Here is a 14046-nt window from a genome sequence, read left to right as displayed (position 1 = left end):
CCCGCTTTGGGGCATTACGGCATTGACGCATGTCCAGCTTCACAATAATGCGACGCACTCGCAATAAGGAGTCGTCATGTACCGCTATCTCGACCGCGCGATCCGCCGGCTCGATGAACCGGAGCAGTTCCTGCTCGTCGCGATGCGGACCTGGGTCGGCGCGGCGCGCGCCGGGCGGTGCTGCTGTCATGCGCTCCATGCCGGCTTCGCGCGGCGCGGCATCGCCGAGGCGCTGCCGGATTTCAACATGATGATGGCGACGCTCGACCAGGACGGCTTCGGCCAGATCCGCTTCGGCGCCGCCGGATCGGCGCGGGTGACCGACGACGAGGCGCGCATGCTCGCCTTGTTCGAGGTCGCGCAGCAGGGGCCGATCGCGCGGCTCAAGCGGGTGGCCGCCGGGCTGGTCGTCGAGGATGCGGTGGCGCGACTGGCCCAGGCGGCGGATTTCGTCGCGACCGCCATGGCCAGCGACACAGCCACCGGCACGGGCGCCGGGCACCCATGAACATGCCCGTCCGCGCGCCGCGCACCATTGCCGACCATGCCGCCTTCCAGACCGTGCCGGTGCGCTGGGTGCGGCACTGGAACGAGCATCTGTTCAGCTTCGCGATCGAGCGGCCCGCGAGCTTCCGTTTCCGGTCGGGCGAATTCGTCATGATCGGGCTGCCCGGCGACGACGATGCCGGCGGCCGTCCGCTGATGCGTGCCTATTCGATCGCCAGCCCGGCCTGGTCGGACGAGCTGGAATTCCTGTCGATCAAGGTACCCGACGGCCCCCTCACCTCGCGGCTGCAGACGATCCGGCCGGACGACCAGCTCTATCTGGGCAAAAAGCCCACCGGCACCCTGGTGCTCGATGCGCTGCTCGGCGGGAAAAGGCTGTTCCTGCTGTCGACCGGCACCGGGCTCGCCCCGTTCCTGAGCGTGGCGCGCGACCCCGATGTCTATGACCGGTTCGGGCAGGTGGTGATCGTCCATTCAGTGCGGCGCGTGAGCGACCTTGCCTATCATGACGAGCTGACCGCGCAGCTGGCCGGCGATCCGCTGGTGGGCGACCAGGCATTGCTGCAATTCCATTATGTGCCGACCGTGACGCGCGAGCCGTTCCACACCAGCGGACGGATCGATGCACTGGTGGAGACCGGGCAATTGTTCGGCACGCCGCTGGCCGGTGCCAAGGCGTTCGATCCGGAGCATGACCGGGTGATGCTGTGCGGCAGCACCGCGATGATTCGCGACACCGCGGCGATGCTGGAGGCGTGCGGGTTCGAGGAGGGGTCGAATGCGAAGCCGGGGCATTATGTGATCGAACGGGCTTTCGTGGGGTGATGTGACACTATCCGCGCAGGCCGCTTCCCCGGCGAAGGCCGGGGTCCAGTTGGAGTACAGTCGTAAACTAGCGTTGCGCGTCGTCACATTAGCCTTCCCAACTGGACCCCGGCCTTCGCCGGGGAAGGGGCATTGATTGCACTCACCCTTAAATAGGGGGTGCGGTTGATTGTCGGATGCGCCATTCCGATCTGCACGGCGCGGCGGCATGTTGCCCCGGTTGCGATGGCGGAGACATGAAGATGGCAGGACCCAGGCTGTTCGAACCCCTGTCGATCGGCACGCTCGCGCTGTCCAACCGGATCGTGATCGCGCCGATGTGCCAATATTCGGCGGTCGACGGGTGCATGACCGACTGGCACCTGATACATCTCGGCTCGCTTGCCCTGTCGGGCGCGGCGCTGCTGACGATCGAGGCAAGCGCGGTGCTGCCCGAAGGGCGGATCACTTATGCCGATGTCGGGCTGTATGACGACGCGACCGAAGCGGCGATCGCGCGGACGATCGAGAGCGTGCGGCGCTGGTCGGACATGCCGATCGCGATCCAGCTGGCCCATGCCGGCCGCAAGGCATCGACTGAAGTGCCATGGAAGGGCGGCGCGCAGATCGCGCCCGGCAACCCGCATGGCTGGCAGACGGTCGCGCCCTCGCCGATCGGCTTCCACCACAAGGACCATGCGCCGCTCGGGCTCGACAAGGTCGGGCTGGACCGGGTGCGCGACGCCTTTGTCGCCTCTGCGCAGCGCGCGGCGCGGCTCGGGCTCGACGCGGTGCAGCTGCACGGCGCGCATGGCTATCTGCTCCACCAGTTCCTGTCCCCGCTGTCGAACCGGCGCGACGACGATTATGGCGGGAGCCTGGAAAACCGGATGCGCTTTCCGCTGGAAGTGTTCGATGCCGTGCGCGCCGCCTTCCCGGCCGACAAGCCGGTGACGATGCGGGTGTCCGGGACCGACTGGGTCGAGGGCGGCTGGGACGTCGACCAGACCATCGCCTTTGCCCGGGCGCTGGAGGCACGGGGATGCAGCGCAGTGCATGTGTCGAGTGGCGGGCTCGACCCGCGGCAGCATATCCCGACCGGCCCGAGCTATCAGGTACCGCTGGCGCGCGCAGTGAAGCAGGCGACCGGTATGCCGGTGGTGGCCGTGGGCATGATCACCGACTACGAACAGGCCGAAGCGATCATCGGCACCGGCGATGCGGACCTTGTCGCGCTGGCCCGGGGCATCCTCTACGATCCGCGCTGGCCCTGGCATGCGGCGGCGCATCTCGGCGGGCAGGTCAAGGCGCCCGACCAGTATCTCCGGTCGCAGCCGCGGCAGTTTCGCGACCTGTTCAAGGGCTGAGCGCTACATCACCACCATCGCCACTGCCGCGGCGGCCATCACCGCCGTGGCGACCCAGCCGAAGAAGAGCAGCGCCTTGTGGGCGGTATAGTCCCCCATGGTCGACTTCAGCGAGACGACGATCATCATCGCCGCCATGATCGGCACGGCGACCACGCCGTTGATCACCGCGCTCCAGAACAGCGCCTTGATCGGGTCGATCGGCGACCAGTCGATGCCGATACCGAGCAGGGTCGAGATCGCGATGACCGCGTAGAAACCCTTCGCCTCGAGCGGTTTGCGTTCGAGGCCGGTGTTCCAGCCGCGCGATTCCGCGATCGCATAGGCCGTCGAGCCGGCCAGCACCGGGATGGCGAGCATACCGGTGCCGATAATACCGAGGCTGAACAGCAGGAAGGCGAACTGCCCGGCGACCGGCCGAAGCGCGCTGGCCGCATCGGCGGCGCTGGCGATGTCCGTCTTGCCCGAGGCGTGGAGCGTCGCCGCCGTGCCGATCATGATCGCCAGCGCGACGAGGTTCGACACCGCCATGCCGCTGAACGTGTCGAAGCTGATCCGGCGGAATTCGCCCGCCGCCTCGTCCGGCGCGTCGTTCAGCGCGTGCTTGGCGATGTCCCGGTCGACTTCCTCGACCTCCTGCGAGCTTTGCCAGAAGAAGAGATAGGGGCTGATCGTGGTGCCGAAGACCGCGACGATCGTGGTGACCGCGCCGACGCCCGCGACGCTCGGCCAGACCAGGCCCCAGCCGACCGCCGCCCAGTCGACATGGACCATCAGAATCAGGGCGACATAGGCGAGCAGCACCAGGGTCAGCCATTTCAGGATGGCGGCATAGCGGTGATAGGGCACGAAGACCTGGAGCAGCAGCGAAACGATGGCGAAGGCAGCGGTGAACAGATGGCCGCCCGCCCCGGCGACGAGTTCGGCCGCCGCGCCCATCGCGGCGAGATCGGCACCGATGTTGATCGTATTGGCGACGAACAGCAGCAGCACCAGCCCGGTCACGGCCCAGCGTGGCAGCACCTTGGCCATGTTGCGGGCAAGGCCGGCATCGGTGACCCGGCCGATCCGCGCACTGACCAGCTGCACCGCGGTCATCAGCGGATAGGTCAGCACCAGCGTCCAGAGCAGGCCGAAACCGAACTGCGCCCCGGCCTGGGAGTAGGTGGCGATGCCGCTGGGATCGTCGTCCGCCGCGCCGGTGATGAGGCCGGGGCCGAGCTGTTTGATCAGGCCGGGTCTGCGGGCGATTTTTTCGGGAATCATGAAGGATCCTTGGCGCGACGCCGGCCGGTCGCGCGAGTCATCGGATCAGGTTTCTTCGGCGGCGTCCAGCCGGGCGGCGGGGTCATGCGCTGCTGGCTGGTGCCGAGGCCCATGCGGCCCGGCTGCTGGCGGATCAGCCCCGAGGTGTCGGCGGCCGCGGCCTCCTCGGCCGAGGCACCGCCACGCAACAGATTGAGCTGGTCGCGCAGGCGCTTCGCTTCCTCGAAATCCAGTGCTGCGGCGGCGGCCTCCATGCGCTTTTGCAGCTCTTCGATCTCGGCGCTCATGGCCGCATAACGACCAGCGAGAGGAATGGTCCCGGGCGAAACACGTCCTCTTCCCCGGCGAAGGCCGGGGCCCAGTTGGGGGACGATAATGGACGAGCGCTGCGCATCATTACATCAGCCTTCCCGACTGGGCCCCGGCCTCCGCCGGGGAAGGGTTGGAAGAAAGTGCGTCACACCACTGGCCCGACCACGACATCGTCCAGCGCCAGCCAATCCGCCATGCGCCGCAGCTCCAAGGTCAGCTGCTCCATCGTCTCGGCCGGTGCGCCGGGCTCGAGCGTGACTCGGTGCGCCAGCAGGCGCGAGGCCTGGCGATCGGCCTTCAGATCCACGCGCGCGACGAGGCGGTCGTCGAGCAGGAAAGGCAGGACATAATAGCCATGGATGCGCTTCTCCGCCGGCGTGTAGATCTCGATGCGGTAGCGGAAATCGAACAGGCGTTCAGTGCGGGCGCGTTCCCACACCAGCGGATCGAACGGGGCGATCAAGGCCGCCGCCTGCACCCGGCGCGGGCGCTTCGCGTCGCGGTGAAGCCAGGCCTGGTGCGTCCAGCCCCTGACCGCGACCGGGACCAGCACGCCCTGCTCCGCCAGCTCGGCGACCGCACGGCTCGCGTCATCCGGCGTCTGGCGGAAATAGTCGCGCAGATCGGTCGTGGTGGCGATGCCGTGCGCGCGCGCGGCGATCTCGATCAGCGCGCGGTGCGCGTCCGCCTCGGGCGGCGTCGGCAGTGCGAGGATGCGGGAGGGAATGACGCGCTCGGTCAGGTCATAGACGCGCTCGAAGCTGCGCCGCCGGGTCGCGGTGGTGATGTGCCCGGCCCAGAACAGCCATTCGAGCGCATGCTTGGTCGCGCCCCATGCCCACCAGCCGGTGCTGCTCCTGCCCTCCTCGAAATCCGAGGCGGCGAGCGGCCCTTCGGCGCGGATGCGGGCAAGGATCGCCTCGGCCTCGGCCCGGCGCTCCGCGGCAAAGACACGCATGCTCTTCCAGCCGGCCACGCCCGAATCCGCGCGCGCCATGCGCCAGCGCAGCAGGGGGTGAAGCGACAGCGGCAACAGCGACGCCTCATGCGCCCAATATTCGAACAGCCGCCGTTCCGCCTTGCGGCCCCAGGCGGCGGCATCGAGCAGGGTGCGGTCATAGCCGCCGAGCCGCGAAAAGGCGGGCAGATAATGCGCGCGGACCAGCACGTTGACGCTGTCGATCTGGTGCAGCGCGAGCCGGTCGAGCGTGCGGCGCAAATGACCCTGATCGGCGCGCGCGGGATGCGCGGCGCCGAAACCCTGCGCGGCGAGCGCGATCCGCCGCGCCTGTGCGAGCGAAAGACTCTCGGTCAGGGCTGTTCGGCCCGGTAGGCCGCGCGGGCATAAGCATGGGCCGCCTCACGCTCGCGCGCCGTCTTGAACGCAGTCTCCGGATCTGGCGCCTCGCCGAGCGAGTGCAGCAACGCCCAGAGCGCGAAGCGGCGGCCGGGCTCGGCTTCAGTCCAGAAGGCCGTGCCGAGCCTCTCGATGCCCAGTTCGATCGCCGCGTCGTCGAGCGTCTCGATCGCCGTCGTGCCGAAATAATGATGGAGCAGCGCGTCGAGATCCAAACCCGTTCCCCTCAGCACCGCCGGAGCGGCGGTGAGCCCGTGTATGCCGCCGGGCGGCGGCGGGTGAACCATGCCCTGCTCCGGGCGCGCCGCCAAGCGTGCTTCGGCCGATCCGATCAGGCCGGCAGGCGGATCACGCACTTGCCCGGCGGGCCGGCAGATCGAGCAGGCCCGGCGCGAGCCGGCCCGACGGATCGAGCTGCTGCTTCCATTTGCGAAAGCCGGCAAAGCATTCGGCGCCGAAATGGGCGGCGATATCGAAGCCGGGATAGAGAAGCTCGGCCTGGGCATAGCGGCGGAAATCCGGATGAGCGCGCAGCCACAGGGTGAAATCCGCTTCGAGCGCACGGATCGCCGCGTGATCGAAGCCCGCCTCAGGCTCCTCGCCCCAGATGCCGACCGCGACCAGATCCTGCTGGGCGGGATGGATCAGCGGCGGCGTGAAGCGCCCGAACGGCAGGGAATAGGCATAGGCCGGCCGCGCCTGCCAGGCATGCTGGTGCCGTTCCGCGATCGCTACGAGCTCGCGCCGGGCCTGGCTCCAGGCAGGGCGCGGCACGAAGGCACAGAACCAGATCGCCTTTTCCCAATGATGGCGGCTCGCCGGCACGCGGCCCCGCTTGCCGAGCGGCAAGGCCGCGTCTTCCCCATCGCGCGGCCGCACGGCCATGGTCACCGAGACGATGATGCAGAGCTGCCCCATCGACCCGAACAGCCAGGGAAAGAGCGGATCGGACCGGCCGACCGTGCGCACCGCGCCGTCGAGCGTCACCACGTCGATACTCTCGACGCATTCCCAGAAGCCGCCATGCCGCCGGCTTTCCGCGCCGAAGCCCCCCGCCGAAACGAAGCCGCCCACGGTGGAGGAAGGCGCATTGCCGTCGTTCAGCACAGGCAGCTCGTAGCCGAGCGGCGCGAGCAGCCGCTGCACGTCCCACATCGTCGCGCCGGCGCCGACGGTGATCGTGCCGGACCGGGTGAAGACATAGGAATCGAGCCCCTTGGTCTCGACAAGTACTTCGCCCGAGCGTGGGATCGAGGAGCCGTTCATCGAATGGCCGGCGCCGCGGATACGCACGGCCATGCCGCGTGCCTTCACTTCGGACAGGCCGGCCCATAAAGACCCCACATCAGGCGGGGCGAAGCGCCAATAGATGCCGCTGCTTTGATGAAATCCGCCATAATCGGTCATCGGCCGTGAAGTCGGTTCGAACATCGGCATAGCCCGGAAAATGTCACATTCTCCCGGACGGCCCAAGCGCAGGTGGCCCCAATGTCGTTTTATTTCATCGCGGCGCGCTTGCTGTAGATCAGTGCGAATCCCGGGAACGGCGGCGGCGGCGAAGCGTCTTCCCCCGGCTATGTCACCACCCAGCACCCCCCTTCACCCCTGGCAGCATCATGCGCAGGACGAATTGCAGGCCATGATGCACGCCATGGTCGACGATCCGGCTTTCCCCTGTGTCGGCGCCAAGGCGGCCCTGGCGCGCGGCACGTTGCAGGTGCTCGCCTGTAACCGCATCGACAGCGCGTGGGACGATCTGCGCATCCATGACGGGCTGATCGCCTTTGCCGGCGCCTATCGCGCGGCGCCTGCGCTGTTCCGCAGCTTCGCGGTGGTGTTCGAGGGGCCGGAGGATCTGGCCGAGGACAGGTTCGAGGCGGCCTTGTGGGAACGCGTCCAGTCGCTGTCGGACAAGGATGTGTGGCGCGGCCAGGATTATGATCCCGCCGTCAGCCCCGACCCGGAAAACCCGCATTTCTCGCTGAGCTTCGGCGGCGAGGCCTTTTTCATCGTCGGCCTGCACCCGCATGCCAGCCGCCCGGCGCGGCGCTTCGCGAAGCCGGCGATGATCTTCAACCTGCACGACCAGTTCGAGACGCTGCGCGCCCAGGGCAAATATGAGGGCATGCGCGAGAAGATCCTGCTGCGCGACGAAGCGCTGGCCGGATCGCGCAACCCGATGCTGGCGCGGCACGGCGACACGAGCGAGGCGCGGCAATATAGCGGTCGCGCGGTGGGCTCGGACTGGGCCTGTCCATTCCGTTATGCGGGGGATGCCAAGTGAACGACGTGACCGAGATTCCCGAGCGCAGCGGCACGGCCTTCCGCCTCCACAAGGGCGAGACGCTGGTGGTGATCGATCCGCGCGGCGAGCAGGTGGCCGATCTTCTGGCGTTCAACGCCGATGATGTGGACGAAGTGATCTCGTCGGGGCGGACGCTCGACTATGCCTCGCGCCTCTATCTGACGACGGGCGACAAGCTTTATTCAAACCGCTCCAACGTGCTGCTGGAGATCGTCGAGGACATGGTCGGCCGGCACGACTTCCTGCTGACGCCCTGCTCGGCGGACACCTTCCGGCTGCTCTATGACGACCTGGCGCCGCACCGCGGCTGTTTCGGCAATCTCGCCGAAGCGCTGGCGCCCTATGGCGTGGTGCCGGACCGAATCCCGACCGCGTTCAACTGCTTCATGAACGTGCCGGTCGACGGCGAGACCGGCGAACTCAAGGTGCTGCCGCCGATCAGCAGGGCCGGAGACCATATCGCCTTTCGCGCGGCGGCCGATCTGATCATTGGCCTCACCGCCTGTTCGGCGCCGGATTCCAACGGCGGCAGCTTCAAGCCGATCCACTACCGGATCGAACCGGCGGGCTGAGCCTTACTCGCCGCGGTGGCGGACCGCGTCCTCGATGCCGATCCCGCCGAGCACCAGCGCGAACAGGACCATGCTGACGATAACGAGCAGCGGAAAGGCGTTGGCGATCATCTCAAAGGCTCCATCCAGGTGAGGATGGTGGGATGCGCCCCGGCTGCCGGTGGCGCTTTGACGCCGGTCAAATCCCCGAGCGGAGGCCCTCCCGCCTCAGTCGCGCGTGACGAAGGCGATCAGTCTGCTGTCGGGCGACCAGGCTGCCTTGTCGAGCGAGCCTGCGCCGCCGCGGAACTTCGACAGGGTGATGGCCTTGTCGGGCTGGGGCACGCCGTCCGTCACCGGCATGCGGCGCAGCGCGACATCGGTCGTGGCCGCAAGGGTGCGGACCGGCGTCTCGGTCGCAAGATAGACCAGCCACTTGCCGTCGGGCGACAGGCGCGGATCGAATGCGCTGCCCGCGCCCGTCTCGATCGGGGTGCGGGCGCTGCCATCGGCGCGGGCGCGCCAGAGCCCGGAGGCCGGACCGGCCGGGGCGCTCGAATAGACCCAGTCGCCACCCGGAAGGGCCGCCAGCGCGGGTGCCGCGCCGGTGAGTTTCCCGACCCGGTCGCTGTCCCAGCCGGTGGCGCTCCAGGCCGCGCCGCCCGTGTGATAGACGATGTCCTTGCCGTCGGGCGACCAGCCGGCGATCGCGATCGGGCCGCTGCTGCGGTGGAGCACGGTCTGTTCGAACTCATTGGTGACCTGGATGGTCTGCAGCACGGTATCGTTCGAACGGCCCGTCGCGTTCGCGGGAAGCGGGGTGATCTTCACCTTGCTGAACGCCATGGTCTCGCTCCTGGTGTCGTCATGCGCACAGACGCCCAGGCCGATATAATAGGTGCCGGTGATCTTCACCCTGAACGAGCCGCCGGCGCGGTGGAGCTTTCCATCGGTGCCGGGCACCGAGAGATAGGCATAGTCGCCGATCTTCTCGAGCTTCACCGTGCCGAGGCGGCTGGTGTTGATCCAGATGAGCCGGGTCTGCCCACCCTTCACTTCGCGATATTGCAGCGAGAGCTGGTCGTTGCTCATGCGGATCGCGTCGACATAGGCCGAATCCGGATCGAGATCCTGGCGCAGCACCACGCCGCCCTTGCGGTGGAGGAAGCCGCCTGCGGTCGGCGCTGGCTTCGGGCTGGTGAAATCGAGGTCGGTCTGCATCGCGACATTGCCCGACATCGGCTTCCAGGTGAACTGGAAGGCGTCGTGCCCAGCCCACATGTTGCTGCCCCCGCCGGTGATCGAATAGGTGCCGGTCTTCGCATCGTAAGAGGTGTTGCCAGGATGCGCCGGCCCGCCGATGTCGCGGTGATCGACGAACTGCCCGGCCGGCCGGGGCGTTTCGGCGCCCGCAACACTGGCTACGAGCGCGATCGACATGGCTACCCAGCGCGACAACGTCATTCGATAATCCTCCCCGACGCAGCGGCGATTCCGCCTGCGCGGATCATATAGCATATCTGATTTATAGCTAACATTGCTTTGCGCCACTTGACGCACCGACCAGGGCCCGACCACCGGGCTGATCCAGTGGTTGCAGCAGGACTAGGGCCTGACCCTGTCCGAGAGCGCTCAGCTCGGCAGCGCGGTGCGCCTCACCATCGCCAATCTCGCGGGGCGCAGCGTCGGCGTGTCGGCGCGGATCGACAAGGCCCTGTTGCCGGCGAAGCGCGTGCTGTAATCAGGGCGCGCACGGCACAGGAGCGACGGATGGACGACGACATCCCCGAAGCGAGCAAGCTCACCCGATCGAAGCAGCGCTGGGCGAGCGAGGGCAAGTTCCTGACCGGCCACAGCGCACGCCCCGACACCGAGCGCCTGCCGCCCGGCCAGCATCTGGTGCGCGACTGGCCGGTGCTCGACCTGGGCCAGCAGCCCGATGTGCCGACCGAACGCTGGATGCTGACGGTGAGCGGACTGGTCGACAACCCGGTCGCGCTCGACTGGAAGGCGTTCATGGCGTTGCCGCAGACGGGCATCCGCACCGACATTCACTGCGTCACCACCTGGTCGCGCTACGATAATGACTGGCAGGGCGTGCTGACGCGCGACCTGCTCGATCTGGTCCAGCCCGGCGAGGACGCGGCGTTCGTGCTGCTCCACGGCTATGACGGCTATACCACCAACCTGCCGCTGGCCGATTTTGCCGCGCCCGACGCGATCCTGGCGCATGGCTGGCAGGGCAAACCGCTGGCGCGCCAGCATGGCGGGCCGGCGCGGCTGGTGGTGCCGCATCTCTATTTCTGGAAGAGCGCGAAGTGGATCAAGGGGATCGACTTTCTGGCCGCCGACAAGGCCGGCTTCTGGGAGGTCAACGGCTATCATATGCGCGGCGATCCCTGGACCGAGGAGCGCTATTCCTGAACCGTGCCGTCAGTGCCAGAAGGCGGGGCCGTGACCCGCAAGATCATCCATGTCGATATGGACGCCTTTTACGCGTCGGTGGAGCAGCGCGACGACCCGTCGCTGCGCGGCCGGCCGCTGGCGGTGGGCAGCCCGAGCGGGCGGGGCGTGGTCGCGGCGGCGAGTTACGAGGCGCGGCGCTTCGGGGTGCGCAGCGCGATGCCCTCGGTCACGGCGCTCAGGCGCTGCGCCGAGCTCGTCTTCGTGCCGCCGCGCTTCGAGGTGTACCGCGCCGTCTCGCAGCAGATCCGGGCGATCTTCCTCGACTATACGCCGCTGGTCGAACCGTTGTCGCTCGACGAGGCCTATCTCGACGTGACGGAGAATCTGCGCGGGCTTGCTTCGGCGACCGAAACGGCGGCGGAGATAAGGGCACGGATCTTCGAGACGACCGGGCTGACGGCATCCGCGGGCATTTCCTACAACAAGTTCCTCGCCAAGCTCGCCTCGGACCAGAACAAGCCCAATGGGCAATGCGTCATCACACCCGGCGCGGGTGCGGCGTTCGTCGAGAAGCTCGAGGTCGGGCGCTTCCACGGGGTCGGGCCGAAGACCGCGGAGAAGATGAACCGGCTGGGCATCTTCACCGGCGCGGATCTGCGCGCGCAGGAAATGGCGTTCCTGCAGGCGCATTTCGGCAAGGCCGGCGCCTGGTATCATGCGATCGCGCGGGGCGAGGACGACCGGATCGTCAACCCGGACCGGCCGCGCAAATCCTCGGGCTCGGAAACGACCTATAGCGAGGATCGCGAGACACCCGAGCAGGTCGAGGAAGGCGTGCGGGCGATGGCCGACGATGTATGGGCCTGGTGCGAGAAATCGGGCGGGCGCGGGCGGACGGTGACGGTGAAATGCCGCTATGCCGATTTCCAGACGGTGACGCGCAGCCGGACACGGCATGCGACGGTGAACGACCGCGAGACCTTGCACGACACGGCGATCGCGCTGGTGCGGACGCTGTACCCGCTGCGAGCGGGGATCCGGCTGATCGGGGTGACCCTGTCGACCTTCGATGGGGGTGAGGACGAAGCGCAGCTGGATCTACTGGGGTGAGGTTTCGACGTTGAGAAAGAGCGCCGGCGTTTTGCGATCGTCGGAGTATTGTCTCTAGTCGGAGGCTGGTGTTTTGACTCGAGGGTCTGGGGCGCAAAATGTCATGAAGGTCACTGACATTTTTGGAGGCCGTGGCCGAACGCGTTGCGGCCCGCGAAGCGGATGCTTTGCGGGCTGTGGGTGTTGGTATGAGATGGGTTCTGTCGCCGTTTCGGCGTTGGAGTTGAGACGTTGGTTGCGGGGACAGGATTTGAACCTGTGACCTTCAGGTTATGAGCCTGACGAGCTACCGGGCTGCTCCACCCCGCGCCAAGGTTCGCACCCGCTGGTTGGCGGGTGGATGACTGTGAATGGGTTCCTTGGAAGGACTGTTTTTCGTGGATTGTTTCACCGGCTTCAATGCCTGGCGACGACCTACTCTTCCATTGCTTGAGCAATAGTACCATCGGCGCAGTCAGGTTTCACGGCCGAGTTCGGGATGGGATCGGGTGGGGCACTGACGCTATAGCCACCAAGCAATGAGGCCGGTGAGACAGCTCGCGGTCAGTTTCCTGACCGCGGGCAGATCCTCCAAAGAGGATCTATCTCGAAAAACGGTTCTTTAAAATCGATGCACGCTTTAGCCTGAATTCAGGTGTAGTTGTTTATTAGGCGTTGCTGTCAATCATCCGACGATCGCGGACAGTGCTGGATCTGAACCCAGGATTGTCGTTGATGGTGGGACTCTCAAGCGCAAATAGAGCAATTAGTATCGGTTAGCTCCATGCGTTACCGCACTTCTACATCCGATCTATCAACGTCGTGGTCTCCGACGGCTCTATGAAATCTTATCTCGAGGGAGGCTTCCCGCTTAGATGCTTTCAGCGGTTATCCCGTCCATACATAGCTACCCTGCTGCGCTTCTGGCGAAACGACAGGTACACCAGAGGTATGTTCAACCCGGTCCTCTCGTACTAGGGTCAACTCCTCTCAAATTTCGACGCCCACGGCAGATAGGGACCAAACTGTCTCGCGACGTTCTGAACCCAGCTCACGTACCACTTTAATTGGCGAACAGCCAAACCCTTGGGACCTGCTCCAGCCCCAGGATGTGATGAGCCGACATCGAGGTGCCAAACAACCCCGTCGATATGAGCTCTTGGGGGTTATCAGCCTGTTATCCCCGGCGTACCTTTTATCCGTTGAGCGATGGCCCTTCCACGAGGGACCACCGGATCACTATGACCGACTTTCGTCTCTGCTCGACTTGTCAGTCTCGCAGTCAGGCTGGCTTATGCCATTGCACTCTAACAGACGGTTTCCAACCGTCCTGAGCCAACCTTCGCGCGCCTCCGTTACTCTTTAGGAGGCGACCGCCCCAGTCAAACTACCCGCCACAGAGGGTCCCTGATCCAGTTTCATGGATCGAGGTTAGACATCAGAAAACAACAGGGTGGTATTTCACCTATGGCTCCACGACAGCTGGCGCCGTCGCTTCAAAGCCTCCCACCTATGCTACACAGTTCTTTCCTAATGCCACTCTGAAGCTGCAGTAAAGGTGCACGGGGTCTTTCCGTCTAACCGCGGGTACTCCGCATCTTCACGGAGAATTCAATTTCGCTGAGCATGTCCTGGAGACAGTGGGGAAGTCGTTACGCCATTCGTGCAGGTCGGAACTTACCCGACAAGGAATTTCGCTACCTTAGGACCGTTATAGTTACGGCCGCCGTTTACCTGGGCTTCATTTCGCAGCTTGCACCACTCCACTTAACCTTCAGGCACCGGGCAGGCGTCAGGCCCTATACGTCGTCTTGAAGCCGACTTAGCAGAGCCCTGTGTTTTTGCTAAACAGTCGCTACCCCCTGGCCTGTGCCCCCTCAAAGTGCTTGCGCATAGTGAGGGCCTCCTTCTTCCGAAGGTACGGAGGCAATTTGCCGAGTTCCTTCAGGACACTTCTCTCAAGCGCCTTGGTATACTCTACCTGACCACCTGTGTCGGTTTCGGGTACGGTCTATACGGTGGGGCTATTTCCTGGAACCTCTTCGAAGCCCGCCCAATCCAATAAGGGCGAACAACTCACGA

General features: G+C 65.9%; 13 protein-coding genes, 1 tRNA gene and 2 rRNA genes (1 of these 16 running past the window's edge). 7 read left to right on the top strand and 9 right to left on the bottom strand.

The annotated features are described in order from the left end of the window. Nucleotides 1-76 precede the first annotated feature (76 nt). The 3 genes from ACZ1I2_RS05115 to ACZ1I2_RS05105 all read left to right on the top strand — a co-directional run bounded on the left by ACZ1I2_RS05115 (nt 77) and on the right by ACZ1I2_RS05105 (nt 2678). Entirely contained in the window at nt 77-508 is a 432-nt protein-coding gene (locus tag ACZ1I2_RS05115; protein ID WP_465170765.1) for a hypothetical protein, read from the top strand. Nucleotides 509-510: 2 nt separating this feature from the next. Further along, nucleotides 511-1332, top strand: coding sequence for a ferredoxin--NADP reductase (locus ACZ1I2_RS05110; RefSeq protein WP_465173995.1), 822 nt, complete (start codon nt 511-513; stop codon nt 1330-1332). Between the two features lie 242 nt (nt 1333-1574). After that, entirely contained in the window at nt 1575-2678 is a 1104-nt protein-coding gene (locus tag ACZ1I2_RS05105; protein WP_465177180.1) for an NADH:flavin oxidoreductase/NADH oxidase, read from the top strand. Nucleotides 2679-2681: 3 nt separating this feature from the next. Here ACZ1I2_RS05105 and ACZ1I2_RS05100 read toward each other — a convergent pair whose 3' ends face one another. The 5 genes from ACZ1I2_RS05100 to ACZ1I2_RS05080 form a co-directional block, all read right to left on the bottom strand. Next, nucleotides 2682-3944 carry an NRAMP family divalent metal transporter gene (locus tag ACZ1I2_RS05100; protein WP_465174918.1) on the bottom strand — a complete coding sequence of 421 codons (1263 nt, stop codon included), beginning with the start codon at nt 3942-3944 and terminating at the stop codon, nt 2682-2684. Then, nucleotides 3941-4231, bottom strand: coding sequence for a UvrB/UvrC motif-containing protein (locus tag ACZ1I2_RS05095; RefSeq protein ID WP_465170767.1), 291 nt, complete (start codon nt 4229-4231; stop codon nt 3941-3943). Before ACZ1I2_RS05095 ends, ACZ1I2_RS05100 begins: the two co-directional genes overlap by 4 nt. Nucleotides 4232-4401: 170 nt before the next feature. Further along, nucleotides 4402-5475, bottom strand: a complete 1074-nt coding sequence (locus ACZ1I2_RS05090; RefSeq protein WP_465174919.1) for a winged helix-turn-helix domain-containing protein — start codon at nt 5473-5475, stop codon at nt 4402-4404. Between the two features lie 92 nt (nt 5476-5567). After that, nucleotides 5568-5828, bottom strand: coding sequence for a hypothetical protein (locus tag ACZ1I2_RS05085; protein ID WP_465181586.1), 261 nt, complete (start codon nt 5826-5828; stop codon nt 5568-5570). Nucleotides 5829-5961: 133 nt separating this feature from the next. Beyond that, a complete protein-coding gene (locus tag ACZ1I2_RS05080) occupies nt 5962-7044 on the bottom strand; it encodes an FAD-binding oxidoreductase (RefSeq protein ID WP_465174920.1) in 1083 nt (360 codons plus the stop codon). A 145-nt stretch (nt 7045-7189) separates the two neighbouring features. Between ACZ1I2_RS05080 and gntA the strand changes: the two genes are divergently transcribed. Both gntA and ACZ1I2_RS05070 read left to right on the top strand, forming a co-directional pair. Further along, nucleotides 7190-7897, top strand: a complete 708-nt coding sequence (gene gntA, locus ACZ1I2_RS05075; protein ID WP_465170771.1) for a guanitoxin biosynthesis heme-dependent pre-guanitoxin N-hydroxylase GntA — start codon at nt 7190-7192, stop codon at nt 7895-7897. Continuing rightward, the gene (locus tag ACZ1I2_RS05070; RefSeq protein ID WP_465174921.1) at nt 7894-8490 is read left to right on the top strand and encodes a DUF1989 domain-containing protein; all 597 of its coding nucleotides are present in this window, start codon (nt 7894-7896) and stop codon (nt 8488-8490) included. Before gntA ends, ACZ1I2_RS05070 begins: the two co-directional genes overlap by 4 nt. Before the next feature lie 207 nt (nt 8491-8697). Here ACZ1I2_RS05070 and ACZ1I2_RS05065 read toward each other — a convergent pair whose 3' ends face one another. After that, nucleotides 8698-9933 (bottom strand): TolB family protein, encoded by a 1236-nt coding sequence (locus ACZ1I2_RS05065; protein WP_465174922.1) that lies wholly within the window; start codon nt 9931-9933, stop codon nt 8698-8700. Nucleotides 9934-10239: 306 nt separating this feature from the next. Between ACZ1I2_RS05065 and ACZ1I2_RS05060 the strand changes: the two genes are divergently transcribed. After that, nucleotides 10240-10893, top strand: coding sequence for a sulfite oxidase-like oxidoreductase (locus ACZ1I2_RS05060; protein WP_465170774.1), 654 nt, complete (start codon nt 10240-10242; stop codon nt 10891-10893). 57 nt (nt 10894-10950) lie between these two features. Continuing rightward, nucleotides 10951-11985 (top strand): DNA polymerase IV, encoded by a 1035-nt coding sequence (gene dinB / locus ACZ1I2_RS05055; protein ID WP_465177181.1) that lies wholly within the window; start codon nt 10951-10953, stop codon nt 11983-11985. Between the two features lie 232 nt (nt 11986-12217). Here the strand turns inward: dinB and ACZ1I2_RS05050 are convergent. From ACZ1I2_RS05050 to ACZ1I2_RS05040, 3 genes are all read right to left on the bottom strand, one after another. Beyond that, nucleotides 12218-12294: transfer RNA gene (locus tag ACZ1I2_RS05050), tRNA-Met, on the bottom strand. A 92-nt stretch (nt 12295-12386) separates the two neighbouring features. Further along, nucleotides 12387-12501, bottom strand: a 5S ribosomal RNA gene (rrf, locus tag ACZ1I2_RS05045). Nucleotides 12502-12710: 209 nt separating this feature from the next. Then, nucleotides 12711-14046 (bottom strand): 23S ribosomal RNA (locus ACZ1I2_RS05040) (it continues 1460 nt past the right edge of the window).

Source organism: Sphingomonas sp. BL-S-29 (assembly GCF_055521495.1).
This window is presented reverse-complemented; position numbering and strand designations above follow the sequence as displayed.

Excerpts from the sequence above, each read along its gene's own strand:
- ACZ1I2_RS05115 (WP_465170765.1), top strand. The coding sequence starts at position 77 with ATGTACCGCTATCTCGACCGCGCGATCCGCCGGCTCGATGAACCGGAG.
- ACZ1I2_RS05110 (WP_465173995.1), top strand. The coding sequence starts at position 511 with ATGCCCGTCCGCGCGCCGCGCACCATTGCCGACCATGCCGCCTTCCAG.
- ACZ1I2_RS05105 (WP_465177180.1), top strand. The coding sequence starts at position 1,575 with ATGGCAGGACCCAGGCTGTTCGAACCCCTGTCGATCGGCACGCTCGCG.
- ACZ1I2_RS05100 (WP_465174918.1), bottom strand. The coding sequence starts at position 3,944 with ATGATTCCCGAAAAAATCGCCCGCAGACCCGGCCTGATCAAACAGCTC.
- ACZ1I2_RS05095 (WP_465170767.1), bottom strand. The coding sequence starts at position 4,231 with ATGAGCGCCGAGATCGAAGAGCTGCAAAAGCGCATGGAGGCCGCCGCC.
- ACZ1I2_RS05080 (WP_465174920.1), bottom strand. The coding sequence starts at position 7,044 with ATGTTCGAACCGACTTCACGGCCGATGACCGATTATGGCGGATTTCAT.
- gntA (WP_465170771.1), top strand. The coding sequence starts at position 7,190 with ATGTCACCACCCAGCACCCCCCTTCACCCCTGGCAGCATCATGCGCAG.
- ACZ1I2_RS05065 (WP_465174922.1), bottom strand. The coding sequence starts at position 9,933 with ATGACGTTGTCGCGCTGGGTAGCCATGTCGATCGCGCTCGTAGCCAGT.
- ACZ1I2_RS05060 (WP_465170774.1), top strand. The coding sequence starts at position 10,240 with ATGGACGACGACATCCCCGAAGCGAGCAAGCTCACCCGATCGAAGCAG.
- dinB (WP_465177181.1), top strand. The coding sequence starts at position 10,951 with ATGGACGCCTTTTACGCGTCGGTGGAGCAGCGCGACGACCCGTCGCTG.